The organism is Sorangium sp. So ce362 (genome assembly GCF_051519845.1).
In the GTDB taxonomy this organism is placed as follows: Bacteria; Myxococcota_A; Polyangia; order Polyangiales; family Polyangiaceae; genus Sorangium.
The window spans coordinates 562,849-588,933 of the sequence record NZ_CP150332.1; the positions used below are offsets into that span (position 1 = coordinate 562,849).

The 26,085-nt window shown below is 70.3% G+C and carries 35 protein-coding genes; 34 read left to right on the top strand and 1 reads right to left on the bottom strand.

What is annotated here, in order from left to right:
* Positions 1–151: 151 nt before the first annotated feature.
* The 30 genes from WMF17_RS02230 (at position 152) to WMF17_RS02375 (ending at position 21,147) form a co-directional block, all read left to right on the top strand.
* Positions 152–523, top strand: coding sequence for a hypothetical protein (locus WMF17_RS02230; protein ID WP_437647827.1), 372 nt, complete (start codon positions 152–154; stop codon positions 521–523).
* 149 nt (positions 524–672) lie between these two features.
* Positions 673–1,677 carry a tyrosine-type recombinase/integrase gene (locus tag WMF17_RS02235; RefSeq protein ID WP_437647829.1) on the top strand — a complete coding sequence of 335 codons (1,005 nt, stop codon included), beginning with the start codon at positions 673–675 and terminating at the stop codon, positions 1,675–1,677.
* A gap of 17 nt (positions 1,678–1,694) precedes the next feature.
* Positions 1,695–1,976 carry a hypothetical protein gene (locus WMF17_RS02240; protein ID WP_437647831.1) on the top strand — a complete coding sequence of 94 codons (282 nt, stop codon included), beginning with the start codon at positions 1,695–1,697 and terminating at the stop codon, positions 1,974–1,976.
* Positions 1,973–2,284, top strand: coding sequence for a sigma factor-like helix-turn-helix DNA-binding protein (locus WMF17_RS02245; RefSeq protein ID WP_437647833.1), 312 nt, complete (start codon positions 1,973–1,975; stop codon positions 2,282–2,284). The genes WMF17_RS02240 and WMF17_RS02245 overlap by 4 nt, the downstream gene beginning before the upstream one ends.
* On the top strand, positions 2,262–2,549 hold the full coding sequence (locus tag WMF17_RS02250; RefSeq protein WP_437647835.1) for a hypothetical protein: 288 nt from the start codon (positions 2,262–2,264) through the stop codon (positions 2,547–2,549). The genes WMF17_RS02245 and WMF17_RS02250 overlap by 23 nt, the downstream gene beginning before the upstream one ends.
* 62 nt (positions 2,550–2,611) lie before the next feature.
* Positions 2,612–2,929 (top strand): hypothetical protein, encoded by a 318-nt coding sequence (locus WMF17_RS02255; RefSeq protein ID WP_437647837.1) that lies wholly within the window; start codon positions 2,612–2,614, stop codon positions 2,927–2,929.
* Positions 2,926–3,615, top strand: a complete 690-nt coding sequence (locus tag WMF17_RS02260) for a hypothetical protein (RefSeq protein WP_437647839.1) — start codon at positions 2,926–2,928, stop codon at positions 3,613–3,615. Before WMF17_RS02255 ends, WMF17_RS02260 begins: the two co-directional genes overlap by 4 nt.
* Entirely contained in the window at positions 3,609–4,025 is a 417-nt protein-coding gene (locus WMF17_RS02265) for a hypothetical protein (RefSeq protein WP_437647841.1), read from the top strand. The genes WMF17_RS02260 and WMF17_RS02265 overlap by 7 nt, the downstream gene beginning before the upstream one ends.
* Complete coding sequence (locus tag WMF17_RS02270) at positions 4,015–4,371, top strand: hypothetical protein (RefSeq protein WP_437647843.1); 357 nt, start codon at positions 4,015–4,017, stop codon at positions 4,369–4,371. The genes WMF17_RS02265 and WMF17_RS02270 overlap by 11 nt, the downstream gene beginning before the upstream one ends.
* A gap of 227 nt (positions 4,372–4,598) precedes the next feature.
* Positions 4,599–4,823, top strand: coding sequence for a helix-turn-helix transcriptional regulator (locus WMF17_RS02275; protein ID WP_437647844.1), 225 nt, complete (start codon positions 4,599–4,601; stop codon positions 4,821–4,823).
* Positions 4,824–5,161: 338 nt separating this feature from the next.
* On the top strand, positions 5,162–5,482 hold the full coding sequence (locus tag WMF17_RS02280) for a hypothetical protein (protein ID WP_437647846.1): 321 nt from the start codon (positions 5,162–5,164) through the stop codon (positions 5,480–5,482).
* A complete protein-coding gene (locus WMF17_RS02285) occupies positions 5,482–7,140 on the top strand; it encodes a hypothetical protein (protein WP_437647848.1) in 1,659 nt (552 codons plus the stop codon). The genes WMF17_RS02280 and WMF17_RS02285 overlap by 1 nt, the downstream gene beginning before the upstream one ends.
* Positions 7,131–8,570 (top strand): phage portal protein family protein, encoded by a 1,440-nt coding sequence (locus tag WMF17_RS02290; RefSeq protein WP_437647850.1) that lies wholly within the window; start codon positions 7,131–7,133, stop codon positions 8,568–8,570. Before WMF17_RS02285 ends, WMF17_RS02290 begins: the two co-directional genes overlap by 10 nt.
* 13 nt (positions 8,571–8,583) lie before the next feature.
* Complete coding sequence (locus tag WMF17_RS02295; RefSeq protein WP_437647852.1) at positions 8,584–9,654, top strand: hypothetical protein; 1,071 nt, start codon at positions 8,584–8,586, stop codon at positions 9,652–9,654.
* Between the two features lies 1 nt (position 9,655).
* Entirely contained in the window at positions 9,656–10,090 is a 435-nt protein-coding gene (locus WMF17_RS02300) for a hypothetical protein (protein WP_437647854.1), read from the top strand.
* Positions 10,091–10,093: 3 nt separating this feature from the next.
* Entirely contained in the window at positions 10,094–11,098 is a 1,005-nt protein-coding gene (locus WMF17_RS02305; protein ID WP_437647856.1) for a Mu-like prophage major head subunit gpT family protein, read from the top strand.
* Positions 11,099–11,193: 95 nt separating this feature from the next.
* Positions 11,194–11,691, top strand: a complete 498-nt coding sequence (locus WMF17_RS02310) for a hypothetical protein (RefSeq protein ID WP_437647858.1) — start codon at positions 11,194–11,196, stop codon at positions 11,689–11,691.
* Positions 11,675–12,109: a hypothetical protein gene (locus tag WMF17_RS02315; RefSeq protein WP_437647860.1), complete on the top strand. Its 435-nt coding sequence runs from the start codon at positions 11,675–11,677 to the stop codon at positions 12,107–12,109. The genes WMF17_RS02310 and WMF17_RS02315 overlap by 17 nt, the downstream gene beginning before the upstream one ends.
* Positions 12,106–12,642 (top strand): hypothetical protein, encoded by a 537-nt coding sequence (locus tag WMF17_RS02320; protein WP_437647862.1) that lies wholly within the window; start codon positions 12,106–12,108, stop codon positions 12,640–12,642. The genes WMF17_RS02315 and WMF17_RS02320 overlap by 4 nt, the downstream gene beginning before the upstream one ends.
* Positions 12,643–14,109, top strand: a complete 1,467-nt coding sequence (locus tag WMF17_RS02325; RefSeq protein WP_437647864.1) for a DUF2586 family protein — start codon at positions 12,643–12,645, stop codon at positions 14,107–14,109.
* A 3-nt stretch (positions 14,110–14,112) separates the two neighbouring features.
* Complete coding sequence (locus WMF17_RS02330; protein ID WP_437647865.1) at positions 14,113–14,613, top strand: hypothetical protein; 501 nt, start codon at positions 14,113–14,115, stop codon at positions 14,611–14,613.
* A gap of 3 nt (positions 14,614–14,616) precedes the next feature.
* Complete coding sequence (locus tag WMF17_RS02335) at positions 14,617–15,090, top strand: hypothetical protein (RefSeq protein ID WP_437647867.1); 474 nt, start codon at positions 14,617–14,619, stop codon at positions 15,088–15,090.
* 8 nt (positions 15,091–15,098) lie between these two features.
* Entirely contained in the window at positions 15,099–15,266 is a 168-nt protein-coding gene (locus WMF17_RS02340) for a hypothetical protein (RefSeq protein WP_437647868.1), read from the top strand.
* A gap of 1 nt (position 15,267) precedes the next feature.
* A complete protein-coding gene (locus tag WMF17_RS02345) occupies positions 15,268–17,271 on the top strand; it encodes a hypothetical protein (protein WP_437647870.1) in 2,004 nt (667 codons plus the stop codon).
* Positions 17,268–17,837: a hypothetical protein gene (locus WMF17_RS02350; protein WP_437647871.1), complete on the top strand. Its 570-nt coding sequence runs from the start codon at positions 17,268–17,270 to the stop codon at positions 17,835–17,837. The genes WMF17_RS02345 and WMF17_RS02350 overlap by 4 nt, the downstream gene beginning before the upstream one ends.
* Positions 17,837–18,514, top strand: coding sequence for a hypothetical protein (locus WMF17_RS02355; RefSeq protein ID WP_437647873.1), 678 nt, complete (start codon positions 17,837–17,839; stop codon positions 18,512–18,514). Before WMF17_RS02350 ends, WMF17_RS02355 begins: the two co-directional genes overlap by 1 nt.
* A complete protein-coding gene (locus WMF17_RS02360) occupies positions 18,511–19,026 on the top strand; it encodes a hypothetical protein (protein ID WP_437647874.1) in 516 nt (171 codons plus the stop codon). The genes WMF17_RS02355 and WMF17_RS02360 overlap by 4 nt, the downstream gene beginning before the upstream one ends.
* A complete protein-coding gene (locus tag WMF17_RS02365; RefSeq protein ID WP_437647875.1) occupies positions 19,023–19,535 on the top strand; it encodes a hypothetical protein in 513 nt (170 codons plus the stop codon). The genes WMF17_RS02360 and WMF17_RS02365 overlap by 4 nt, the downstream gene beginning before the upstream one ends.
* A complete protein-coding gene (locus WMF17_RS02370) occupies positions 19,532–19,987 on the top strand; it encodes a hypothetical protein (protein ID WP_437647877.1) in 456 nt (151 codons plus the stop codon). The genes WMF17_RS02365 and WMF17_RS02370 overlap by 4 nt, the downstream gene beginning before the upstream one ends.
* On the top strand, positions 19,987–21,147 hold the full coding sequence (locus WMF17_RS02375) for a baseplate J/gp47 family protein (RefSeq protein WP_437647879.1): 1,161 nt from the start codon (positions 19,987–19,989) through the stop codon (positions 21,145–21,147). Before WMF17_RS02370 ends, WMF17_RS02375 begins: the two co-directional genes overlap by 1 nt.
* Before the next feature lie 5 nt (positions 21,148–21,152).
* On the opposite strand, the gene WMF17_RS02380 is transcribed toward WMF17_RS02375, so the two are convergent.
* Complete coding sequence (locus WMF17_RS02380) at positions 21,153–21,977, bottom strand: hypothetical protein (RefSeq protein ID WP_437647880.1); 825 nt, start codon at positions 21,975–21,977, stop codon at positions 21,153–21,155.
* A gap of 47 nt (positions 21,978–22,024) precedes the next feature.
* On the opposite strand from WMF17_RS02380, the gene WMF17_RS02385 reads away from it, so the two are divergent.
* The 4 genes from WMF17_RS02385 to WMF17_RS02400 are packed head-to-tail and all read left to right on the top strand — an operon-like array spanning position 22,025 to position 26,084.
* Positions 22,025–22,837, top strand: coding sequence for a hypothetical protein (locus tag WMF17_RS02385; protein ID WP_437647882.1), 813 nt, complete (start codon positions 22,025–22,027; stop codon positions 22,835–22,837).
* Between the two features lie 3 nt (positions 22,838–22,840).
* Positions 22,841–23,428 (top strand): hypothetical protein, encoded by a 588-nt coding sequence (locus WMF17_RS02390; protein WP_437647884.1) that lies wholly within the window; start codon positions 22,841–22,843, stop codon positions 23,426–23,428.
* Positions 23,429–23,434: 6 nt separating this feature from the next.
* The gene (locus tag WMF17_RS02395) at positions 23,435–24,022 is read left to right on the top strand and encodes a hypothetical protein (protein WP_437647885.1); all 588 of its coding nucleotides are present in this window, start codon (positions 23,435–23,437) and stop codon (positions 24,020–24,022) included.
* Positions 24,023–24,065: 43 nt separating this feature from the next.
* Entirely contained in the window at positions 24,066–26,084 is a 2,019-nt protein-coding gene (locus WMF17_RS02400) for an SGNH/GDSL hydrolase family protein (protein ID WP_437647887.1), read from the top strand.
* The last annotated feature ends 1 nt before the right edge of the window (position 26,085 follow it).

The following is a 26,085-nucleotide window of genomic DNA, read 5'->3' on the forward strand; positions in this document are numbered from 1 at the left end:
AGTGTCCTACGGGAGGGAAAAAAACGGCCCCGGCGCGCAATGGGCTGTAAACTCTACGATCGTGTCAGAGGCTCATCCTACGCTGTCACTCCCGCTCACCGCCCATACCCTGGCGCGGGGCCAGGCCCGCGTGGCGTGGTCCGATAGCGACGTGGGCCTGCGCGTCGTCGTCGGCGACGACGGCCCCGTGGTCGAAGCCATTGCGGGGCTCGACGCGATGGGCCAACCCACGTGGCGGCGCGTCGACACCGCCGACCCTGCAGAGACCCGCCAGCAGCGGTTCGAGGGGTGGAAGGCGATGTCCGTCGCGGCTGGACTCCAGCCGTCGCAATGGAAGATGGTATACAAGGCCAGCCGGCGGAACATCGATCCCCTGCTCGTCTTCTACGACGCCTTCGACCGGCCATTTTGCTTTCAGGTGGTCATGCGCGACTGGCTGGCGCGGCAGGTCCGCTCGGCGAGGGCGTTCGACCTGGAGAAGCTGGCCCGCCGTCACGGAGCCCATCGGGGCCGAGCGGCGTAGCTCGCCCCCGACGAGCGCACGGGCGAACCCCGCGTGCACCCAAGTGCACTGGGTGCCAAAAAACGCGGGAAATGCAGGGGAAATAATCGTCCGGCGAGCACCACGAAGCACCTCGTCATCGTGACGGGCGAGCGCGCATCGTCGCGGGCGTGCAGCTTGACCACCCCGCGAGCTCGGACACCCTCGCCGTCGTCGAGGACGGGGCCCTCGCGGCGGTCGAGCGGCCCCGCCTCGATCGTCAGCCTCACCTCGTCTACCTCGCCTCGCTGACGACCGAGAAGGGTCGCCGGTCGATGAGGAGCGCCCTCGCCGTGGTCGCGGAGGTGCTCACCGCCTCGGCGCGCAATACTCCGTTCGGAGTAAGGGGACGCCAGGGGGCGGACGCGGTGCCGTGGCACCTCCTGCGGTATCAACACACCCAGGCCGTCCGCGCGCGGCTCGTGGAGCACTACGCGCCGGCGACGACGAACCGGGTGCTCTCGGCGCTGCGAGGGGTGCTCCGCGAGGCGCGCCGGCTGGGCCTCATGTCCGCGGAGGACTGCGCCGCCGCGAGCGACCTCAAGCCGGCGCGCGGGCAGCGTCTGCCGACCGGCCGGGCGCTGCGCGAGGAGGAGGTCGTCGCCCTGCTCGGCGCCTGCGACCGCCGCACGCGCGCAGGCGCGCGCAACGCGGCGCTCGTCGCGGTGCTCTACGGGTGCGGGCTGCGCCGCGCCGAGGTCGTGGCCCTCGACCGCGACGACTACAACGCCCGCGAGGGCACGCTGAAGGTCAGCGGCAAGGGCGGCGCGGAGCGGCAGGCCTTCGTGTCGTCGACGGCGGCGGGCGCGCTCGACGCATGGCTCGCGGCGCGGGCGCACGTCGCCTGCCCCGCGCTGTTCCTCCCGATCGACCGGCTGGATCGCATCCAGGCCCGGCGGCCGAGCGACCAAGCGGTGCTCGACATCTTGCGGCGGCTCACGCGCGCCGCCGGCGGCGAGGCCTTCAGCCCGCACGACGTGCGCCGGACGTTCATCACGGAGTTGCTCGATCGCGGGGCGGACCCGCTCACCGTGCAGAAGATGGCCGGCCACGCGCGGGTCACCACCACCCAGCGATACGACCGCCGCGGCGAGGACGTGCAGCGCGAGGCGGCTGAGCTGTTGCGGCTCGAGTGAGCCGGAAGGACGGAGCCATGGAGATCAAGTTCGAGACCGTGAAAGAGGCGGCGGACGCCTGGGTGGAGGCGAAGCTGCAAAACAAACGGGCAGAGGCGATCATGGACGCCGCGGAGCCGCTGCTCTTCGCCTACTTCGACGAGCACCCGGCGGCGACGCACTACGATGGTCGAATCGCGCTCACGAGCGTGTCGCAGGTGCGGATCGACAACGCGAAGGTGAAGAAGCACCTCGGCTTGGAGCTGTTCCAGTTTCAGCGGACGATCTCCTTCAAGTCGCTGGCGCTGATCGCGAAATGAGCGGACCGCGGCAACTCCCGCTCACGCGCGGCGAGTGCGTCGACGGGCCGCGGCCGTGCCCTCACGTCCGGTGCGTCCACCATCTCGGGCCCGAGCTCGTCGCGCCGGAGTTCGCGACGAGCTGCGCGCTCGACGTGGCAGACCGCGGCGGCGCGAGCGCGGCGGAGGTCGCGGCCGTGCTCGGGGTGAGCGTGGAGGAGGCGCGCCGGATCGAGGGAGAGGCGCTCGCGCGTCTGCGAGCGTGGATGACGGGGTACGGCGGCTCACGCCGGAGAGAGGTAGACTGTGCATCTTCCCAGCAACGTTGATGGAGCCCTCGCCAGGTGGGTCGAGTGGTACTCTGGCTACAACCCATCTGGCGCGTTCGCCGCGCGACAACACGAGCCCGACGCCAACCCTCACGAGGTGGTCAAGGCGCCGATCCAGGACATCGCGCTCGCGATCCTCGAGGAGGCGGAGCGCATCGCGAAGCGCGAGGTCGAGCGCGCCTTGGCGCCGAAGGCCTCGCCCGCGCGGGTCGTCTGCGGCCGAGTCCTCCGCGGGCTCGCTCACCTGGTGGACCCGAGCTCGTGATGCACGCTCATGGTGCCCGCGCTGCTGACCGTGGTGGGCTACGCCGCGCTCGTCTACCTGGTGTGGAGGCGCTGACGCCCCTCGCCGGCGGGTTCGTGCTCGCCGCGCTCGCGCTGCTCTGCTCGGGCTGCGCCGGCCTACCCGGCCTCGGCGCCGCCTTGCCCCCTCCGCCGGATGCGGCCGTTGGGGCGGCCATCATCGTCGGCTATCCCTGGGCGACGCGGGCCTGCATCGAGCTCGTCCGCGACCCGCAGGAGCGCGCCGTGTGCGTCGCCGTCGCGCGGGAGGCGCTATCGTCGGCGCTGGAGCTCTATGACGCGTCGGTCGACGCCGAGCTGGCCGAGCGGTCGCCGCGGCCGGAAGGGGCGGTGACGCGATGACCGATCCCCGTCCGATCGAGCCGGTGGAGCGCGTCGTCCCCTCGCCGGAGCTCCGCCAGCGCGCCGCCGAGCTCGCCAGCGGCCTGGCCGGCATGGGCGGGAGCACGCGCGCCGCTTCTCGGCGCGAGGAATACCTCGACCTGATCGCGCCGGGTGAGAGCCCGAGGATGCAGGCCGAGATGGCTCGGATGTCGGGGTGCGCGCTCGTCGCCGCCGGGTGCTGGCGGGCCCTCGGCGTGCGTCACCCGCTGCTCGCCGCGCCCTACGCGGTGGGGACCGCCGTGTCCCGCCTGATGAGGATCGGAGCCGAGGCCCGCGCGATCCGCCGGCCTGACCCGGACGCGCGCGAGCACGGCCCGCGGGAGCTCTGGGCGATGCCAGGGCCTGGCGACGTGGTGCTCGTGGGCTCGGGCGCGAACGAGCACGTCTTCGTCGTGATCGAAGCCGGTCTGCGCGCCGGCGTGCCGGTCATCTGGGCGCTCGACGGCGGGCAGCGGGACGTCGAGGGGTACCAGCTCGTCGAGTGCAAGGAGCACGTCTGGACCCCGAGCGGCGCGGGCGCGGCAACGAGGCGCGTGCTCGACATCGCCCGCAACATCGAGCCCGGCAGGTCGTGGGGCGCGCAGCGCGAGGTGGTCTGCTGGATCGACCTCGACGCGGTGGTCGCGAGGTTCGGGTCATGCTGACGTGGATCAAGACGGTGCTTCGCGCCGCCCAGCGCGACGGATACGACGTGAAGCTCATCGAGCGGCCCTTGAAGTCCGGGGAGCTGGACGAGCTGCAGGCGGCCGGTGCGCGCCATCGCGAGCGCCGCGCCTCTGGAGGCCTCGCTGACGATGAGGTGGACGTCGACCTGGCGGAGCTCACCGGCGACACGGACAAGACGGTCATCTGCTTGCTGGACCGCGCCGAGGTGGTGGCCGCCCTGCGCGCGACGTGGCGCGACGGCGATGGCGCAGCTGCCGGGTGGAGGCACGACCGCGAGGGAGCGCTGGAGGGAGCCGGGATGTGCGAGGCGGCGGAGGCGATCGCCGCGGCCCTGGGGGTCGAGGACGCGGAGCTACGGGCGGAAGGGGCGCCGGGCGATGACGCCTGACGAGGTCCGCGCCGCGGCCGGCCTGATCCCCTTCGACGTCTACGCGCGCGCAGCCGCCGAATCCACGGCCCGGCGCCACCCCGGCGCCGACCCGAAGCGGGGCACGGGGCGGACGACGCGCATGCTCTGTGACGCGCTCGCCGCGGCGAGCGAGGGGCGGCAGGTCCACATCGTGGCGGGGAGGCGATGGGCGGAGGTGCGGCGCGCCCAGCTCGAGCGGCAGGCACGTGGCCTGGCGCTCGTAGCGGGCATCCCGTTCGAGCGGGTGCGGGTCGTACGCCACGACGACCCCCGCCAGCTCTGGGACGTGCCGCGCGAGGACCTCGTGCTGCACGACCACGAGTGATGGCGGCTCGGCGCGAGCCATGGGCGCCGCCGACTCAAGCTTTCGAGAACTACCATTCTCATAAGCTCCAGGGGTAGGGGGCGCCACCACGGGAGGAGGTTAATTCCGCTATGGCTGAACAGTATAAGAGGCCGCCGGGCGTGGAACTCCCGACTTTTGCGCGCACGGCCCCAGAGGCGCCGGGGGTTTATGCAGCGCTGCATTGCACGCGACCGCATAACGGAACCATGCGCAGCGAGGGTAGCGTCCTGCTCCAAAGGGCCCCCGGGACGCAGGCCGAGAAGGCGCGCCGGCTCGGGGTGACTCAGGGCACCGTATCTCGATGGGAAACGGGCAAATCGTCTCCCCGCAGCTTCGACGACCGGGACGCCTGCCGTCGAGCGTACGCCATCCCGCTGGAGGCATGGGGGCGCGCGCCCTCCGATGCAGTCGCCGCGTCGGTAACTGCATAATCGAGGCGCACGAGGCCCGATTATGCAGCGCTGCATAGCCGATCGCTCACCCTCGCTAGGTGACGTCCGAGCGCTGCACGATCTGCCGTCTGCCTGCCGAACGGCGAGCGGCGATCGATGCAGCGCAGGCAGCAGCTCTTGGCGCGGCGGACCCGGACGAGGCGATCCTTGCCCTGGCCGCGCTACACCATGTGTCCCGGCTCGCGCTCCAGCGGCATCGCGCCCACGGCCGGCACGAGGCCCCGCGCGCGAGCAGCGGACCGCCAACACCCAAGCCCACATCCCCAAGAGGACCTCATGTAGTACCCGCTGAGGCCGAGGCCGAGATCCGCTCCGACGTGCCGCTGCCGGAGAGCTCGCTCGAGCGCGTCGGGCTCATGGCGGACCGGGCGTTGGCCAGCGCCATGCGGGCCGCCAACGACCCGGAGGTCACGCCCTCCGCGCTCAAGGAGCTCCAGGCAGAAGCCCGGCAGTGGGAAGCGCTCCGAGCCAAGCTCCGCGGCGAGGGCGGGCGGATCCCGCCGCTGCACGAGCATCCGGAGTACCCGGCCTTCGTCGAGCTCGTCCTCGATGCGGTCGACACGTTCCCTGGCGCAGCAGAGCGGCTCCTCGAGGTCCTCCGCGCGCGCAGGGCCGAGGCCGCGCAGGAGGCCGCCTGATGGGCACCGCGAGCGCCGGGACATGGCTCGACGACCTGGAGACGCGCGTCGTCCAGCGCCGCGCAGCGCGGGTCCGCCGGACCTGGCCGTGTCCGGAGTACCAGCGCGACCCGAACCGCTTCTGCCGGGAGCAGCTCAACTTCGCGCCGTGGGACAAGCAGGCCGAGGTCCTCGATGCCCTCGTGCCGCCGGGCGCGTGGGTCTCGGTGGTGAGCGGCCACAAGATCGGGAAGAGCTCCCTCGCGGCCGGAGCTGCGCACTGGTTCTCGAGCTCGTTCGACGACGCGCGCGTGGTGCTGCTCGCCCCGAAGGCGGAGCACATCCGCGTCGTCATCTGGCGCGAGATCACGAAGTTCTACAAGCGGTCGGGTCGCTGTCCGGCCTGCCGAGCCATCGAGGCGCGCGAGAACAAGACCCCGGACCCGTGTCCGTTCTGCTCGCCGCTGGGCGATCCCGACTGGCTCTCCGTCGAGCCGCACCGCGGCCTGCGGTATCCCGACGCTCGCGAGATCTTCGGGTACACGGCGCGCGACGTCGACGCCATCGGCGGCCTCTCCGGCAAGAACATGCTGTTCATCTTCGATGAGGCGTCCGGTATCCCGGACCCCATCTTCGACGCGATGAAGGGCAACGCCGCCGGCGGCGTGCGCGTGCTCTTGCTGGGCAACCCCCTGCGTACGATCGGCGAGTTCTACGCCTCTCGCCACGACCCGGCGAAGAAGAAGCTCTACGTCACCTTCCAGATCAGCTCGGAGGACACGCCGAACGCCCGTACCGGGCGCGCTGAGATCCCGGGCCTCGCCACGCGGCAATGGTGCCAAGACCGCGCCGAAGAGTGGGGCAAGGACTCCGTCCTGTACTCCGTCCGTGTGCGCGGCGAGGACCCCAAATACGAGGAAGGCCAGCTCGTCCCCGTCGACGTGATGGAGGCGGCCGAGCAGCGGTGGGAGACCGCTCGGGCCGAGGGCCGGCTGCAGGTTGGCGTGGACGTCGCCTTCACCGGGGACGAGGCGGCGATCGCGGTGCGGCGCGGGCTGAAGATCCTGGAACTCACGGCGATCGCCAACGCCGGAGAAGAGGACAAGCTCGCCGAATACGTCATCGGCGCGGTGCGAGCGCACCGCGGAGACCACGAGCTTAATCCGGTGGTCGTCTACGACTCCAACGGGATTGGCGCTCGCCTCGGCAAGGCGCTCCAAGTCTACGCCGGTGAGATCGAGATCGTGGGCGTCAACGGCACCGCGCGCGCGCGGAAGCCGAAGGAGTATTTCCAGCTGCGCGACGAGGTCGCGTGCAACTTCGCGAGCTGGCTCAAGGTCGGCGCCATCCCGAGCGACGGCAAGCTCCAGGGCGAGATCGGGCACACAAAGGCCTACGACGCGGGCGGCAACCGCCGGCGCGTCATCTCCAACGAGGCGCTGAAGAAGGTCCTCGGCCGGTCGCCCGACCGGCGCAACGCGTGCGAGCTCTCCGCCTGGGAGGTCCGAACGCTGCCCCGCGAGGACGAGGCGCTCGTCGAGGCCCCGACCCTGTCCGAGGTACGAGCGTACGCCTCGCCGCAGGGCGAATGCGGGCCCGGCGCGCCGGGCGTGGGGATCACGCCATACGGGGGCGGGATCGACCCCTACGGCGGCCGCGGAGGGCGTCGATGGGGCTGAGAGGGCGCCTCCGCCACGCCGTCGGCCAGGCCGCCCGCCAGGCCGCCGAGCTGCTGCTCGAGCCGCCGAGGCCGGCGCCGGCGAGCGTCGCCGAGCCGCCGCGTCGGAAGGTCAAGCGCGCGCGGAACCTGACGCCCATCTCGCGCACCGTCGTCGAGTGGTACCAGGCCGATCTCGCGATCGCGTCGCAGCTCGCGGACAGCGGCAACCTGATCGAGGTCGGTCGGCTGCGCGGCGCGCTCACCCGGGACGCCGTCGTGCGCGGGCTGGTCGACACGCGGTTCGGGGGCCTGGTGAGGCTGCCTCGGCGCTGCGTCGGGCACCCGGACGTCGTGCGGTGGTTCGACGGCGAGGAGGGGCGGCCTGGCGTCTGGAATCACATCTTCCCCCCGGCCGAGCTCGCGCAGCTCGACGCGGACGGCGGGATCTGCGGTGTCGGAGTCGGAGAGTTCGTCCAGGAGGACGGAATGGAGCTCCCGCAGCTCCGACGGCTCGATCCGCAGTGGCTGCACTACCGATACGACGAGGACCGCTGGCAATACCGCTCGGTGGCGGGCCTCCTCGATATCGAGCCGGGGAATGGTCGCTGGGTCCTGCACCGGCCCGGGGGCGTGAACGAGCCCTGGAAGAACGGCATCTGGTACGCGGCGGGACGCGCGTTCATCGCGAAGGAACACGCGATCAACTACCGCGAGAACTACGCGGGGAAGCTGGCGCACCCGGCGCGCGTGGCCATCTCGCCCCAGGGCGCGAGCGAGGAGCAGAGCCAGTCCTGGTTCCGTGCCGTGATGGCCTGGGGCGTCAACAGCGTCTTCGGCCTGAGGTCGGGCTACGACGTCAAGCTCCTGGAGTCCAACGGGCGTGGGCACGAGGTGTTCCACGCCACCATCGAGCACAGCAACATCGAGTTCATGATCGGCTTCGTGGGGCAGGTCGTGACCCAGACGGGCGGCGTCGGATTCAGCAACTCCGACACCTTCGAGACGATGCTCTACAACCGGATCGAGTCGGACGGCATTGCGCTGTCCGACACGGTCAGCACGCAGGGCATCGAGCCGATCGTCCACCACCACTTCGGGATCGAGCGCGCGAGGGCGGGGACGCGGGTCGAGTGGGACACCCGGCCTCCGGCCGACATGACGGCCGCGGCGAACACGCTCCTCGCAGCGGGCAATGCCATCAAGCTGCTGCGGGAAGTGCTTCAGGTGGACGGCATCCCGCTGGACACCCGCGCTCTCCTCTCCGACTTCGGCGTGCCAGTCCGGGGTGACGTCGACGGCGACGCACAGCCTGACGACGTCGCCGCTCGCATCCTGGCGAAGTGGACGAACGACTACGGGACGGGCGGCGCGCTCGTCGCTGCGCGCGCGCTCCAGCAGCTGGCAGAGCAGGTCGCGAACGACGTGGAGGCGGACATTGCTGCTGCCTAACCTCGTAGAGCGCGTGCAGTGGTGGCAGAGTCAACTCCGGCTCCGCGACTGGGAAATCGACATCTCCTACGTGGACGACCTGGAGCACGAGGACTTCGGTCCGGTGTACGGACTGTGTGACCGGTTCCCCCATGACCGGCGCGCGACGATTCTGATCCGGACGCCGAAGAGCGCCTCGGATCTCGCGGAGGTCGAAGATACCGTCGTCCACGAGCTGCTGCATTGCTTGCTGGCGCCGCTGGCGGGGCGAGAAGAGGCCACGCGGACCGCCGAGGAACAGGCGGTGTGGGCGATCGCGCCGCTGCTCGTCGAGCTCGGCGAGAGCCGCCAGGGAAGGGTTCTCGCCCGGGCGATGGCTCGGGCGGGCATGAGGACGCTCGCAGCGGGCAGGACCCGGTCGAGCAGCAGGAGGAACAAAAGCATGCTGGATCCCAAGATCGCGGAGCTCCTGAAGAGGCTCCTCGAGATGCAGGACCCGGAGGGCATGAAGGCGGCCATCACGGCCGCCCTCGAGACGCTCTCGGGCGGCGAGGGGGAGGGGGCCGGGGATCTGGCCGCCGACACCTCCGCGAAGGACGAGGGCGAGGCGGACGCCGGCGTCGCGGCGGCCGAAGAGGAGGGCGGCCAGAAGCCCTATCTCCGCGCCGCGCCTGGCAAGGCGGCGAGCCTGGCTGTGCAGGCGCTCCTGGCGGCGACCCGCGTCAAGATCGAGGCGCCCCGGAAGAGCAAGGAGGAGCGGGCCAGAGAGCTCCGGCTCCCGAAGGACATCGCGGCTCTCGCGGTGAAGCTCCCGGACGACGAGTTCGACGACTACGTCCGCCAGGTCGAGCCGATGCTCCGTGCCAGCGGTCCCGCGAGGACGACGACGCAGGGCGAGGGCGCCGGCCGGGGAGGCGGGTCGGCCCCGCGCAACGACGCGATGGCGCGCCTCCCTGCCGACCAGCGCTCGGGGCTCACGCGGGTGTTCGGCGCGCGCACGGCGAAGCCGGCCGCGGCGCGCACGGCCGATGGGCGGCTCGTGCTGAGCCACTTCGGCTCCATGCCCGATGGCTCCAGCCAGCTGGGCGGGAAGGACGGGAAGTAGCATGTCCGCCACCACAGGACCGATCGGAGCCAGGCTCCGCTCGATTCGCATCATCGAGGGTCTCCCCGTCGCCGCCGCCACGAAGATCAACCAGGGGGCGGATGTCGGGGTGAACGCCTCCGGGCAGCTCGCGCCGGTCGCGGGCACCACGATCACCCCCCTCGGCATCGCGCCGCGCACCTACGACAACACGGGCGGCGCAGCGGGCGCCATCCTCGGATCTGTCGACCTCATCCGGGAGCGCTGGGTCCGGGGCTACCTGAACGACAGCGCTCCCAACGCGGTCTCCACGGCCAACTTGGGCACCACGGTCTATCACCTCGACGACCAGAGCGTCACGACGCTGGCCACCGGCCACGTCGCGACGAACGGCAGGGTCCTCGAGGTCACCAGCGCGTCAAGCGACAAGGGCGCTTACGCCTGGGTGGAGGTCTGATCCATGAGCGCGATCACGCAGACGTTCATCACGAGCTTCGAGACCAACCTCCAGCATCGCGTCTACAGCACCTGGGCTCGAGTCCTCAAGAAGCTCTGGTGGCAGCGGCTCGCCGCGCGCCAGCCCTCGAGCACGCTGACCGAGATCTACGAGTGGCAGCTCTCCAATGCCACCATCCACGATCTCGGCGTCGAGGGCGCCCAGAAGATGTACGCGGACCTCGCGTCGCAGAAATTCGAGCTGACCAACCGGTTCCACGGCCAGTCGCTGCGGCTGTCGAAGCAGAGGATCCACGACAACCAGTACGACCAGGCGGCGGAGTGGGCGAGCGATATCGGGAAGGCGGGTGCGTATGACCCGCAGCGTCAGCTCGTGGCGCTCATCAAGGGCGGCAAGGTCAACACGTGCTACGACGGCAAGGCCTTCTTCGCCACGGACCACCCGTACAACCCGTTCAAGCCGGAGGCGGGGGCGTACGCGAACCTGTTCACTCTGAACGCGGCGTTGGACCCGTTCGACCTCAACGCGGCGAACCTGGCTGAGGCGTACGCGTACATCGAGAGCATCTTCCAGCCGGACGGGGTCACCCCTCGGTACCTGGAGGCGACGCAGCTCATCGTGCCGCCCCAGAAGCGGCTGACCGCGGGCACGCTCACCGGCGCGAAGATGATCACGGACCCGACCAACAGCACGGGCGGTGCGAGCGCCGACAACATCCTGGCGAACGTCTCCGACTACAGCTTCCTCCCTCCGATCGTCGCGCCGGAGTTCGCGAGCGAGCCGCACGTCTGGTATCTCGCGGTCCCGGTCGACACCGACGAGGAGTCGCCTTCCCGTGGGCCGTTCGTGCACCAGGAGCGCGAGCCGTTCACCCTGTCCTCGTTCTCCGACATGACGGACGCGCAGCTCGCGCGAGTCAACGAGTTCGAGTGGAACTTCGAGGGCCGGAGCGTGAGCGGGTACGGCGACCCGTTCCTCTTCTTCCGCTTCGAGGGCACCGCGCCGTAACGCGCGTCGTCACTGGATGAACGCGGCGCCGCGAAAGCGACGCCACCCAGCCCCGACCGGCCCAGCCGGCGGGGCGTTCGGGTCAGAGGGTCACGATGGCGTATCTCACAGTCTCAGAGTTCCGCACCCGGAGCATGATGCCCGGGGAGGACATCGACGAGCTGGAGACCCGATATCCGGGGTTCCTCGCGGCCAAACTCGAGGAGCACAGCTCGCGCATCGATTCGCGGCTGGTCAAGCGGTACGTCGTCCCGCTCCGTTCGGCGACAACCGATGCGCCGCCCGAGATCGTCTATGCCTGGCTGACCGCGTTCGTGACGCTCGATGCGTATTTGCGCCGCGGCTTCAACCCGAGCAGCGAGCAGGACTCCTATATCGCCGCCCAGCGCGACTGGGCGGACGAGGACATCAAGGAGACGTCCGACGCGCAGAATGGTCGGTACGAGCTCGTCCTTGCCACCTCGAGTGGCTCCGTGTCGGCCGTGTCGAAGGGGGGCCCGCTCGCCTACTCCGAGGCGGACCCGTACACGTGGCAGCAGCGGCAGGTTGAGGCGCTGTCGCTGAGTGGAGGTCGCTATGGCATCCGGCGGTGACTTCGCCGCGCTCGAGCGCATGATCTCGGCCTGCCAGGAGCTGGCGCGCCTGCCGGAGCGGGCGGCGCCGCTCGCGGCCCAGAAGGTCGGCGAGGAGCTCCGCCGCACGGCGAGCGCGGGGCAGGCACCGGACGGCACGCCCTGGGCCCCGCGCAAGGCCGACGGCGGCCGGGCGATGGCCAACGCGGCCAAGGCGATCACCGTCAAGGCGATCGGGACGGTCATCCTGATCACGCTCCATGGGCCGGAGGTGTTCCACCACTTCGGTGCCCAGGGCAAGCCGGCGCGGCCCGTCATCCCACGCGGCTCGCTGCCGTCGAAGCTCGGCAACGCGATCCGCCTCGGGTTCGTCGAGCCGTTCAGCAGGGTGCGTGGCTACTCCGGCTACGGCACGGCCAGGAAGGCGGCGGAGAAGTGAGCTTCACCGACCTCTACCGGCACGTCAAAGCTCGCCTGGCGTCCGCCGAGGTGACAGCGGAAGTCCTGTTCGGCCGGCGCGAGCCCGCGAAGCAGACCAACCAGGGCGCCGGGCGCGCCAACCGGGTGGTGTTCGTTCCTGGGGACGACGGTGGATCCCTCGGCGGATACGACGCGCCGGTGAAGCCCGGGCGCAACCCGCGCTCGCTCTGGGACTGGATGTTCGTCGGCCGCGTCTACGTGTGGGCGTACGACCCGGCGGCCCCGAACGACGAGGTCGCCCAGTGGGAGTCCCTCGTCGAGCTGCACGACTTCGTCCTCGAGGCGATCCACAGCTACACGGCCGGCTTCTACCTCCCGAGCGCGCCGCGCCTGCTCGGCACGACCGAGCGACGCTTCGGCGAAGAGGTCGTGTTCCTGCTCGAGCACAGGCAGCCCGTCGTGGCGACGCCGCGCCCGAGGAGGGAGGCCCCCATCCTGGCGCATGGGCAAACGTTCCTGAAGACGCCGAACGGCGAGGAGCAAGGGTGCTGAATGACTCCCAGCGTTGAAATCGAAGTCCTGGACAACCAGCTTGATATCCGAGCGCCGCAGGACGCCATGCTCGCAGTCGTCGCCACGGCGGCGGACGGCCCGCTGGGCGTCTCGGCGCCGATCACGCAGACGCAGGAGCTCGTCGACACGTACCTCGAGGGCCCGCTCGTCGAGGCGTGTGCGTACGCGATCGAGCGCTTCGGCCTCACCGTCCTGCCGGTCCGCACCGACGCGACCGTCGCCGGCGGCTACGGCTCGCTCACGACGACCACGCCGGGCACGAGCGTGGCGACGATCGACAACACGACCGAGCCGGACGACGAGCTCGAGATCGTGATCCAGTTCGTCCTCGGGGGCACGGTCGCGACCGATGGCATGACCTATCAGCTCTCGCTCGACGGGGGGCGCTCGGGGCTCCTCTCGACCGATCGCGTCTACGCCCTCGGGACCGCGAACCACATCATCGTGCCGGGGACCGGCGGGGCGCGCGTCAACTTCGCGGCCGGGACCATCCCGGCGGGGTTCAGGCTGTCGTTTCCGACCACGGCGCCGAGGTGGAACGCCACCGAGCTCGGGACGGCCCTCACCGCGCTCCGGCAGACGCAGACTCGCTGGACGGCGCTCGAGGTCTACGGCGACATGGACTCGACCGCGCTCTCCACCCTCGATGCCGGCCTCGAGGCCATGCACAGCGCCGGGCGCGAGCGGCGCGCCGTGGCGCACGCCCGCGGGCCGAGCGCGGGCGAGACGGAGGCCGCCTACCTCGCCGCGCTCACGACGGCCCTGGGGGGCTCTGCGAGCCGCCGCGTCGCGCTCTGCGCGGGGTACGCGAAGATCGACTCGTCGATCTCACGGCGCCGATACCGCAGGCCGCCCGCGGTCGCCGTCGGGGCGCTCGCGGCCGCCGTCTCCGAGGAGATCGACCTCGCGGAGCTCGCCTACGGCCCGCTGCCCGGCGTGGCGATCGCGGACGGCAACGGCAACCCGGACGAGCACGACGAGCGGATCAACCCGGGCCTGGACGACCTGCGCTTCCTCACGCTGCGCAGCTGGGAGGGGAGGGCCGGCGTGTGGGTCAACAACCCGCGGCTCTTCGCGCCGGTCGGCTCGGACTTCCTGTACCTCCAGTACGGCAGGATCGTGGACATCGCCTGCACGGTCGCGCGGACCGAGCTCGAGCCGATCCTCAACCGCGGCGTGGAGGTGCGGACGGACGGGACGGGGCGGATCGATCCCAACGTGGCGCTGGCCATCGAGGGGCAGATCAACGCCCGGCTCGGCTCCGCGCTCATCGGAAACCGCAAGTCAACCGCCGTCGCGTTCACGCTCTCTCGCACGGACGACGTGCTGCGCACCGGCGAGATCGGCTGGCAGGTCAGGGTCGTTCCCCTGGCCTACCTCAAGAAGCTTCGGGGCAAGGTCGCGCTCGTCGCGTCGGCGAACGCCCCTGTCAACGTCACGGGGTGATCCATGGCAACGGGCAAGGACGTCTTCCGGCGGAATGGCTACGAGCTCTCCTGGGCGAGCTCGCAAGCGAAGATCGACAACGACGAGTTCTTCGGCTTCACGGGCATCGACTACGAGGAGAAGCTCGAAAAGTCCTTCGCATGGGGGATGGACAAGGCCGGAGTCCCGCGCGGCCGGACCAAGGGCAAGTACAGCGTCGAGGGCTCGAGCATCAAGATGTACAAGTCCACGGCGCTCGCCCTGATCGAGGCGCTCGCGCGGAAGTCCCCGGACGGGAAGAGCTACGGGAACGTCCAATTCCACTTCACCTTGCAGTACGTGGAGGACGAGATCTCGGTCACAGAGGAGCTCTTCGGGTGCGAGATCTCGGGCGCCAAGCGCAGCATTTCCAACGGTCCTGACGCGGCGATCGACGAGATCCCGATCTCGGTGATGTACGCGAAGCTCAGCACCCCGAACATCCAGGGCATGACCCTGTTCGATAACCGTCAAGGAAGGCACTGACCAATGAGCGATTACGTGGTCCAGGCGGTCGACGCCGAGAAGGAGCTGGAAGAGCAGCTCGACGCGAAGCGAGCGGAGCTGGCGACGCTCCAGGCAGGGCGCGAGAAGTCGCGTCGTCGAGCCAACCTCCAAGAGGAGATTGCCGAGACGGAGCGGAAGTGCAAGGAGGAGGCCGCGCTATCGGAAGCCGAGGGGAAGTACGGGCCGATCGGCAAGCGCATCGCCACGCTCGATACGGTGGACGGCCTCGTCATCGTCAAGATGGGTGACGGCATCAAGGTCCGCATCTGGGCGGACAAGCACGGTGCCAACCCCACCACGCAGGCATGCCGGGAGCTCGTTCGCCCGTGCGTCGTCCACCCTTCGGTCGAGGTGTTCGACGAGATGGTCAAAGAGCGGCCCATGATCCTCGTGTCCGTGGCCGGCAAGGTCCTCGAGCTCGCCGGGATCGGCGGCAAGGAGATCGGGGGAAAATAGACGAGCTCGTGGAGCGGGCGAGGGGGAACGACGGGCTCAGCGCCGAGCTCGTTCGCTGCCTGTTCCAGGAGCGCGGTCGCAACGAGGCGGAGTTCGTTCGTGGCGCGGCGGGCGCGGTGGTGATCCTGAGGGAGCTCCGCCGCATCGAGGCAGCGGTCAAGTCGCGGAGCGGGTGAGATGGCCGGAGCTGACCAGGAAGCCAGATTCGCGATCGACCTTGACGCCAAGGGGGCGGACAAGGCTCGTGATCTGGCGTCCGCGCTCACCGGCTTGCGCGATAAAATCAAGGCCGACCAGTCCGCGGTGGGCGAGCTGCAGGCGGCCCTGAAGCGCCTGGAGAAGGGCGGGAGCACCAACACCGCGGTCTTCAAGCAGCTGCGGGACCAGCTCGCCGCCAAGAAGGCCGCCCTCAGCTCCGCGCAGGAGCAGTACGTTCAGCTCGGCGGCACGTTCGGGCCGGTCGTCTCCGGGGCGAAGGCGGCGTCCGCGGGGCTCGACGACGTGCTCGGCGCGGCGCAGGGGGCAGGGGGGCCCATAGGCGGGCTCGCCGGGCGCTTCAGCCACCTCAAGGGCATCATCGGCAAGGCGGGCGTCGCCGGGGCCGCGTTCCTCCTCGCAGCCGCCCTGGCCGCGGTCGTCGTCGGCGCCGTCGCCGCGACGGTCGCGCTCGCGGTCTACGCGCTCGGCGCGGCCAACGCGGCGCGGGACACGCGGCTGCTGTTCGACGCCGTAAACGCCGGGTCGGGGGCGGATCAGCGGCTCGGCGTGCAGGTCGAGCTCCTGGCCGAGCGGGTGAACCTCGCACGGTCCCAGCTGAGCGAGATGGCGCTCGCGCTCGGGCGCACGAGGCTCCAGGGGCGCGCGCTCGAGGCGGCGTTCTCGGCGGTGGCGACGACTACCGCCGTCATGGGGCAGGCTGCGGGCGCCACGCTGCAGAGCATCGCGACCGAGGCGGCGCGCACGCGCGTCTTCGTGCTGAACGCCTTCTCACTCGACGGAACCGGCCTCAAGATCAAGGACGTCGCCGCGGAGCTCGCGAAGCGCACCGGCGTGTCGATGCGGACCGCCGTGGCGGCGATCCATAACGGCCGGGTCAAGGTGGCCGACGGGCTCGCCGCCCTCGACGCCGCGGTGCAGGCGAAGTTCGGGAAGCTCGCCGGCGCCCAGATGCTGAGCTTCGGCACGCAGGTGCAGCGCGCGAAGGAGAACATCGCGGCGCTGTTCAAGGACGTGAAGATCGAGCCGCTGCTCGAGGGGCTTCGCGGTGTGCTGCGGCTTTTCGACCGGAGCACCGTCACCGGCCAGCAGCTCAAGTTCATCGCGGAGACGCTGCTCAACCCGCTCTTCGAGGCGGTGCGCGCCGCGTCTCCCTACGTGCAGGGCTTCTTCAAGGGGATGGTGATCGCCGCGCTCCTCGTCGCCATCACGCTCCAGCGCCTCAAGCGGTCTTGGGACGACGCCTTCGGCGGTGGAACGAAGTCGAAGATCGACGGCGTGAAGGTCGGCGTCTACGCCGGGATCGGCGCGGTCGTGTTGCTCATCGGGGCAATGATGGCCCTCGGGATGACCATGGCCATTTTGGCCACGCCGCTGATCGCGCCCTTCGTGCTTCTCGCCGCGTTGGTCCTGGGGCTCGCGCTGCCGTTCGTCGTCGCTGGCGCCGCTGTCTATGGCCTCTATCTGGCCGTGCAGATGGCCTTCGACGCCATCGCCGACACCGACTTCGGCGCGCTCGGCACGCGGCTCGTGGACGGCCTCGTGAACGCGATCAAGGGTGGCGTCTCGCGGCTCGTGGCCGCGGTGAAGGGGCTCGGGTCCTCCGCGGTCGCCGCGCTCGAGAGCGTCTGGCGGATCGCCTCGCCGTCGAAGGTCGGCTTCGAAAAGGGGTCGTTCTTCGGCGAGGGCGTCGAGCTCGGCGTCGAGGACAGCGTCGCGGGCGTCGACGCCGCCACGCGCGGTCTCGCCGGCGCCGCCGTCGAGGGCCTGGGCGGGATGCAGGGCGGCGGCGGCCGAGGCGGTGGCGGCCGAGGCGCTCCGACGCTGCATGTCGAGCACCTCGAGATCCACGGCGTGAAGGACGCGGACGAGCTCACGGGCCGGACGTTCCTCACGCGGCTCGTGGGGGCGCTCCAGGACTCCGCCACGTCGGCCGGGATTCCCCTCGACCCGGAGACCGCATGATCAACCCGCTGCTCGACTCCGACCCGTGGCGCACGATCGTGCTCGTCGGTCGCCGCAATCCGGGCCTCGCCGAGGTGGTGGGCGCCGGCTCGCCGCGGGACTGGGACATCCGGAAGGGATACGGCCTCTCCGGCGCGTTCGTCGTCTACACCGGCGACAACCTCGCGAAGTTCACCGTGCGGATCCGGCTGTTCGAGGACGCGCATTTCGACGAGTGGGATAGCTGGGCGCAGCTCCTCGCCAAGCCGCCGCGCGGTGTTCGGCCGAAGGCGCTCGACATCTACCATCCCGCCCTCGAGGACCTGCAGATCCGCTCGGTCGTGGTGGAGGACCGCTCCCAGCTCGCCCCGGAGGACGAGACGGGCATGTGGGTGAGCGAGATCAAGTTCATCCAGTTCCGCGCGCCCATCCCGATGCTCGGCAAGCCGGAGGGCAGCACCGCGGCGCTGAAGGACCCCACGGCGGAGGACAAGTTCGACAAGTCGATTCTGTACCTCAAGGAGCAGTTCCAGAAGCCGACGGACGACCTGGGCACCGTCTTCAGCCGGGCTCTCGGAGGGGAGTGATGGCGCTCTTCGCGACCATCAACGGTGAGCGCGTCCTGACGGCGAGCCTCCACGTCCCGTACGGCGGGCTCTGGTGCGCCGACGTCGAGCTCGACCAGCCTCGGACGCTCGCCGGCGCCGCCATCGTGAAGCTCGGCGGGCTCGAGCTGCGCGGGGTCATCGCCCCGGCGCGCTCGGGCGCGTTCCAGGGGCGCGCGCGCGTCCGCGTGATCGCCGGCGCCGGCGGCTGGTTCCGGCGCTGCAAGGCGCGGCAGTTCTACCACGTGAGCGCCGGCGTGACGCTGCGGAGCGCGGTCACGGCGCTCGCCGCGGACGTCGGCGAGACGTTCGACCCCACGGGGCTCAACGCGCGGATCGGCCACTACTTCATCCGCGAGGCCGCGCCGGCCTCTCGGGTGCTCGCCCAGCTCCTCGGCTCGACGCCCTGGTGGGTCGACTACCCGGGCATCACGCGCGCGGGCCAGCGCCCCGCCGTCGAGCCGGCGGAGGGCGCCTACCAGCTGCTCGACTTCGACGAGCGCTGGAAGGTGGCCGAGCTCGCGCTCGACGACCCCGCGCAGGTGGTGATCGGGTCGGTGCTGAGGGACCGGCTCGAGCGGCCGCTCGCCGTCCGAGAGCTGCACTTCGAGATGACCAGGGGCGCGCTCCGCGCGAGCGCCTTCGGGAGGGAGCTGTGACCGACAGGCTGCTGGAGACCCTCAAGGCGATCGTGCGGGAGTTCTTCCCCCGGTACGACTTCCTCGGTCGCTACCGATACCGCGTCATCGCCATGGAGGGCGAGCTCGCTGTGCTCCAGGCGGTGCGGCGCGACGCTGGGCTGCCCGACCTGCCGCCGGTGCCCGTGGTGGCCGGAATGGCCGGCCTCATCGCCGAGCTCGCGCCGAGCGCGATCGTGCTCGTCGAGTTCATCGAGGGCGATCCGCGACTCCCGATCATCACCGGCTTCTCGCGCGACGGGGGAGACACGTTCTTCCCTGTGACGCTCACCCTCGACGCCGAGACTCTGTTGCTCGGCAAGACGGCCGTGCGTGGCGTCGCGCGGCTCGACGACAGCGTGACCACGCTGCTCCCGCCGGCGACGTTCACCGGCACGATCGGCGGCTCGCCGGCGGTCGGCATGGTCGTCTGGTCCCCCGGTCAGACCATGGGCAGCATCACGACAGCAAGCGCGAAGGTGAGGTCCGCATGATCACGGACCTCGGCTCGCTCACCCTCGGCGCCGTGGTCCCCGGGGCCGCGGCCGCGGCCGCGGCCACCGTCGTGGCCTGCGACGTGGCAGCGCCGGACGTCTCCGGACAGCTCACGGCGCTGGCGAGCTTCGCACCGGTCGCAGAGCTCAGCTTTGCCGCGCAGCTCGAGATCGCGCAGTCGATCGTCGCCAACATCCAGGAGGCGATCACCTTGGGGCTTACCCCTCCGAGCCTGTCGCTACAGGCCGAGATCGCGGCGGACATCACAGCGGATCTGACAGCGAAGCTCGGCACCATCGAGGCGCAGGTGGCCATCGCCGCCGCGCTGCAGGCCTTGCTGGCGACCGGCGGCGTGCGCCTCCTGCGGTTCGCGGGGGCCCAGAACGCCTTCGGCGGCGAGCTCGGGACGGCCCTCGGCGGCGCCGCGACCAACGCCAACGCGCTCGTCCTGCTGACGACCAGCGGCGCGGCGTGGAGCGCCGTGCAGGGGGTGCTCAAGACGTCATGAGCCTCCTCGAGGACATCCTTGGCGCGGTGGTCGCGTCGTTCGGCGCGCCGGCGGAGCCCGCCGCCGGCGTCGACGGCTTCGGGGTGGACTTCGACTGCGGCGAGGACATGCGCGAGGACATGCGCCTCGCCGGGCCGGTGCTGGCGCTCGCGCAGGCGGCATACCGCCGCCTGACCACGCCGCGCGGCGGGGTGATCGACGCGCCCGACTACGGCTTCGACCTCCGCTCGCTGCTCTCGCGCGGCATGACGACCGCCGAGCTCGCGGCGGTCCCCGGCCTGGTGCGCGCCGAGCTGACGAAGGACGAGCGGTTCGAGGGCGTCGAGGCGCGGGTGCGGATGCTCGACAGCGCGACGCTCGAGCTCGTCGTCCGGTGCCGCACGGCCGCGGGACCGTTCGAGATGACCATGAACGTCACGGCGGCCGCCGCCGTGCTGGCAGGAGTGCGCTGATGCTGCCGATTGACCAGCTCATCCAGCCCCTCACCCCAGGCCAGGTGAAGGACTCGATCTACCGGCTCCTGTCCGCGAGCGGCCTGCCGGTCACCTCGTGGCACGAGGGTGCGGTCGCGCGGTCGATCATCGCGGTCATCGCGGCGATCTTCGCCGGCTTCACCCAGGTGATCGCCCTGGCGATCCGGGCGAACTACCTGGACCTCGCCGAGGGTATCTGGCTCACACTCCTCGCGTACTACGTCTACGGGGTCGAGCGCGTCGAGGCGACCTTCGCGACCGGGCAGGTCACGCTCGTGAACGCCGGCGGCGGTGTCTACCCGTTCGAGGCCGGCGAGTTCATCTGCCGCAACCCGACCACGGACGCGCACTACACGAACGCCTCGTTCTTCGAGCTGGGCGCCGGGCAGACGCTCACGATCGACGTGCGCGCGGTGGTGGCCGGCGCCGAGGGCAGCTCGTCGGCCGGGCAGATCACGGCGCTCGTCACGGAGATGCTCTCTGTCACCTGCTCGAACGCGGCAGCGCTCAACGGGCGAGACCAGGAGTCGGACCCAGCGCTGCGCCAGGTGTGCAGAGACTCGCTCGGGGCGCTCAGCCCGAACGGACCGCAGGCGGCGTACGAGTACTGGGCGAAGCGGGCCAGGAGGGCAGACGGCACCATCGTCAACGTGACCCGCGTGTGGGTGAGCCCGGGGAGCTCGGTCGGGCACGTGCAGGTCTACGTGGCCAGCCCGAGCGGCGCGGTCGACGGGAGCGCGGGCGACCCGTCCACCGACCTCGGCGCCGTCGCGTCGACCATCATGCGGCTTGTGGTGCCGAAGGGCGCGACCTGCACCGTCTCGAGCGCGGTGGCGGTGACGGTGACGGTGACGGGCACGGCCTGGGTGCAGGTCGCCGCGAACTTGAGCGACGCCGCGTGGCAGACGTTGTTTCTCCAGCAGCTCACCATGTACCTCGCGGAGGTGCCGATTGGCGGGCACGTGCTCACGTCGGTGCCTGGACACGTTTTCAGAAACGCCATCATCGGACAGGTAGAAGGCGTATCCAAGTTCGTCATCAAGTTCGATCCCACGCTCCCAGCCGGTGACACGTCGCTCGCGGAAGGCCAGGTGCCTGTGTCAGGCGCTCACTCGATCGCTGTGCAGCAGGTGGGATGATGGCTTTACAGACACACGCCGTAATCGCGCGTCAAGTTGCTGTGCCAGACGGTGCAAGCCGATCCTGGCGCGCAGTATCCGGGGCCCGCCGAGACACAGCCCGTCTCGCTCCCGTCAGGCTGCATCCATCGGATCCATGTGCTCCTACTCCCGAACCCGTCGCAGTCCATGAAGATAGTGTAGTCGACAGACGGGTCCGGCACCTTGCACCGCACGGGGATGTAGTCGACGCAGGCGCCGTCCTGGCAGAGCCCCGTGGCGCACGGCGTGCCCGTGGCGACGAGCACCTGCTTGGGGCCCTCGATCGAGCAGACCTCGTTCGTGCACTCGTTGCCGTCGTCCGGCACGTCGGCCGCGTCGAACCGCGGCGTGGCGTTCCCCGCGCCGTCGCACGCGTGCCTTCTGCAGTCGCCCGGCTCGGCGTCCGGGACCGGAGTGCCCACGAAGGCGAGCGCGCGACTGCACGCGCCGTCGTTGCAGGTGGGCCAGGAGCACGGCCGGTCCTCTCCCGGGCAGTCCTCGGCGGCGACGCACTCGGGCCCGGGGGCGCCACCCTGACCGCCCTCGCCGCCGGCCGAGGTGCTGCTCGCCGTGGTCGCGGCGTTGCCGCCTTCGCCGCCCTGACCGCCCGCGCCACCGCCCTCGCCGCCGGCGCCCGTGGCACTGCTGGTGGCTGCCGCGGAGGTGCTGCCAGCGCTCGAGGAGCTGCTCACGGTCGAGACATCGACGGTCGGCGTGGGCGCCGGGCCGCTCCAGGGCAGGTGTTCGTCCTCCCCCCCGGGCAAGGCGCACCCCGCCACCATCACGAGCACCCCCACGATTGCGCGCATGGCCGGTCAGGCTACGCCGATCGTTGTGGGCGTCAACGGGAGGCGGCATGGCCCACCTGAGCTTCCGCGAGACGCTACGGTTCTACGTTCCGCCCTGGCTCTCCGACCGGCCCGGGCGCAGCGTCGGCTTCCGGTACCTCTACGGGATCGCGTCGGTCCTCGACGCGGGCGCCGAGGTGCTCGTGCAGGGCATCCAGTCGCGTTTCCCCGGCGTGGGAACCCCGACAGCGCTCCCGTACATCGGTCGCGACCGCCGAATCTTCCGCGGCCCACAGCAGACCGACGCCGCATACGCGGCCGAGCTCGTGCGTTGGTTGGAGTACTGGAGGACCGCCGGCAACGCGTACACGCTCGCGCTCGCGCTCCAGACGTTCCTCTACCCCGGCGCGCCGCGCGTGCGGCTCGTAACCCGGACGGGCCTGTGGTGGACGCTGGACCCCTCGGGCGAGCTCTCCTGGCACGAGGCGGACCCGAACAACTGGGACTGGGACTCGATCACGCACCCCGAGAAGTCCGGCGACTGGTCGGATTTCTGGATCATCGTCTATCCGCCGAGCTTCGATGATGCCGGCAACTGGGGGCCGAGCGACGGTCAGACATGGGGGCCTGGGAAGGCTTTCGGCCTCGACACGGCGAGCGGGACCATCGACACCATCAAGCGCATCGTCCAGCAGTGGAAAGGCGCTCACACGCGGTGTGTCTGCCTCATCGTCGCGTACGACGCGAGCAGCTTCGACCCCGCGGCCGCGCCCGGTGCGCCGGGGATGCCCGATGGGCACTGGGGGCGGTGGTCCAAGGACGACGGTTCGGGCGGTCGGATCAAGTCGCGTCGCGACGACGCGCGTTACGTGGAGGTGTGAGCCGTGGCGCAGTACGAAGGAAATGATTCGTTTCCGGCCTCCGCAGAGCTGGTCAACGACGGGACGGTGCGTGACGCGGGGAGCGTCAACGTGCTGTTGGAAGCCGCGCTCGACCGGACCGTATACCTCCGCTCGCGGGGGTTCGTCGACCAGCAGGCGTGGAGCTACGTCACCGAGACCGGCGTGGGGAGCGTGTTCCCGTTTTCGGCCACGAGCTATGCGCCGAACACCACCGACGCAACCGCCATGTCGGTGCAGTTCACGAACGTGCGTGTCGGCGACATCTTCCTGATTCAGTTCCACGGGAACACGTTCAACAGCGGCGCCGCGATTTCAGACGAGCTCCTCCTGGCGGTCCACGCCACCGACGACGTAGGGGGCGCCGGCGTCGAGACGCGTGTCGATTCCGCGGTGGCCAGACTCGCCATCTTCGACACGCCGCAGGCCGTCATCGCCGCAGGCCGCTGGGTGGCCACGGCGGCAGGAACGACGCGACTCCGGTTGCTTGGCAGGTGCGCCACGGCCGGTGGATGGTCGGGCGGCATCGCGTCGGTCGGTGCACTCTGCGTCTCCAGGTTCCGCACGAAGTGAGGGTATATGACTGGGATTCTCAATTGGATTGACACGCTGTTTTTTGGCCTTCGTCGCATCTACGCCGCCGGCGTCGAGATGCCCGAGCGCCCCGCAATCAACTTCGCCGGCCCGGGCATCGCGGCCACGGACGACCCGGCGAACAACCGGACCACGGTCACCGTGGCCCCTGGCGACATGCTGTTCTATTACCACAAGACGGCGGATGACGCCTTGGCCAGCGATGGCACCAGAGAGATCGTCATCTCCGGGCCGTTTGGCTCAAGCAACGCGACGCTGGTGGGCGCGCACTTCATCCCCAGCGGCGAGCTGACCGCGCACGCGGGCGACTACGCCGAGTTGGAGGTGTCGGTCTTTGACCTCGATGAGGGCGTGAGGGTCCGTACCGCAGCTGTCGGTTCCACGATCCCCTCAGGCGGAACGGGCGCCACGGGCAACTGGGCCGGGTTCGTGTCTGTCCAGCTTGCCGACCTCACCAGCGGGGCTCCGTTCGGATCGAGGGAAGCGCTCTCGTTCCGAGTCACTAAGGCCGGGTCGGGCGTGGTGGTGCCGGCGGGAACGCTCGTGGTGGTCTGTCGGCCTGCCGCCGCCTGACGTCACGCGCGTGCCACCCGCGGAAACTAGAAGGGAAACCGCAATGACCGATAGGCTCCAAGACATCGCCAAAGCGCCCGCGCGGCGCGTGGTCCTCGACACCGGCGATAGCAACTTCTCCGGCTTCGCCGCCAACGCCGACAACGCTACCGGGCCCCGCTCGACCCTGCAGCGCGTCTTCCAGGAGGAGGGGATCCGATTCAGAATGGTTGGCCGAGGCTATGGCGCACCGAACGGCGCCGGCTTCACTTGGGGCAGATACCCCAAAATCGATGATTTTCATGACCATCCCCGCGCGCATATCGGCGACTGGCGGCACTGGGCGTTCGGCGGGCGCAGGCTCTCGAAGAGCAGCGCGGTCACGGCCATCGACGCGACCGCGAACACGTTCACCGTGCCCGGGCACACCCTGGCCGTGGGCGTGGCGTGCACGCTCGACTTCAGCGGCACCACCGACCCTCCGGTGCTCGCGGTGCAGCAGCCGATCTACTACGTCGCCACGGTCGTCGGCGACGTCGTCAGCTTCGCTCAGTACGAGGGCAGCACCACCCCGATCGACATCACGTACGCCGGCTCGGGCGAGGTGCGCCTCAACGAGGGCCTCATCGAGATGCTCCCGAAGATCGCGGAAGCGTGCGACGAAGCGCCCACGGACGTTATCGCCGGCGGCGGGACGAATGACATTTCCGCGCTCATCGTAGCCGGGTACTCCGAGGCAGAGACGCTCGCGATCCTTCAGCAGCGCGAGCGGGACTACGAGAAGCAGCTGGCCCGGCTTTTCCCCCGGGCCAACAAGCACCGGGTCTGCGTGCTGGACTTCAAGGACGACACGGCGAGCTCCATCGCTGCTTCCGCCGTGGCGCTCGCCTTCAACGCGTGGCTGGTCAAGCGCGCTCCGACCCTCGGACGGACGTGGAACGTGATCGACGCGACGGCCAAGGTCCCCGCCTCCGCGTACGCCGATAACGTGCACCTCTCCCGGGTTGGTTATGAGATCTGGGGCGAGGAGATCGCGCGCCAGGTGGTCCAGGGCATCGGTGCTGGCCTCGAGGGGGCGAAGGTTCCGCGGACGTTCGTGCGCCGGGCGGCGCAGGCCTGCATCGAGCTCCGGGCGACGACCGACCGCGCGACGTTTCCCGCGCAAGCGGCCCTGAACGTCGGGTCCAACCCGTTCTTCTTCCGGGTCCGGTACATGCCGTTCGAGCTGAAGACCGGCACGAACGTGATCGTCATGCAAGAAAACCCGTACAACGACGGGTGCATGCTGACGATGACCGGCCCGAGGTTGAACCTCTATCACAAGAGCGCGGGCGCTGGCGCTGTCATCGCGGCCAACGCCTACACGGAGTGCCTGAAGCAGTATCGATGGCACGATCTGTTCGTGTTCGTTGCGCCCGGGAAGGAAGCGGCGCTGCTCTGCAACGGCCGGCTGGTGCAGCGGGTGGTCATCGGCGAGGCCAGCATCACGTCGCAGGATGGATGGGCGGTGGGCGCGTTCTCGAGCCTCAGTAGCGCGCCGGGCCTGTACCAGGGCTTCCTGGTCGGCCACGGTGCGGCCCTCTCGATTGAGGACGCGTGGGAACTGGCGATCGCCGCCTACTACGACGACGAGGACCCCGAGGGCACTACGTACAAGGCGAAGCTCGACGAGGGCACCGGCACCACGCTCGCCAGCACGGTGCATGACACGACGGCGGGCACGCTCGCCGTCACCACCGGCGGCTGGGTGGGGTCGGGCAAGTACGAGATGCCGGCGAATGACGGGTACCGCAAGCCGGAGCTCGACCAGCGGATCGCGCCCGTCACGGCGGCCTATACGGCGACCTACGGCGAGCTCGTGAAGTGCGATCCGACCTCGGCCGGCTTCACCGTCACGCTTCCCACGGCCGTGGGACACGAGGGCGAGCCCATCTGGGTCTCGAACGTGACGGCGTCGACCAACGCGATCGTGGTCGATGGCAACGCGTCGGAGACCCTCGACGGCGCGACGACCGCGACGATCAACACGGCGTGGGGGGACCTCCGCCTCATCAGCGACGGCGCGAACTGGGCGGCTATCTGAG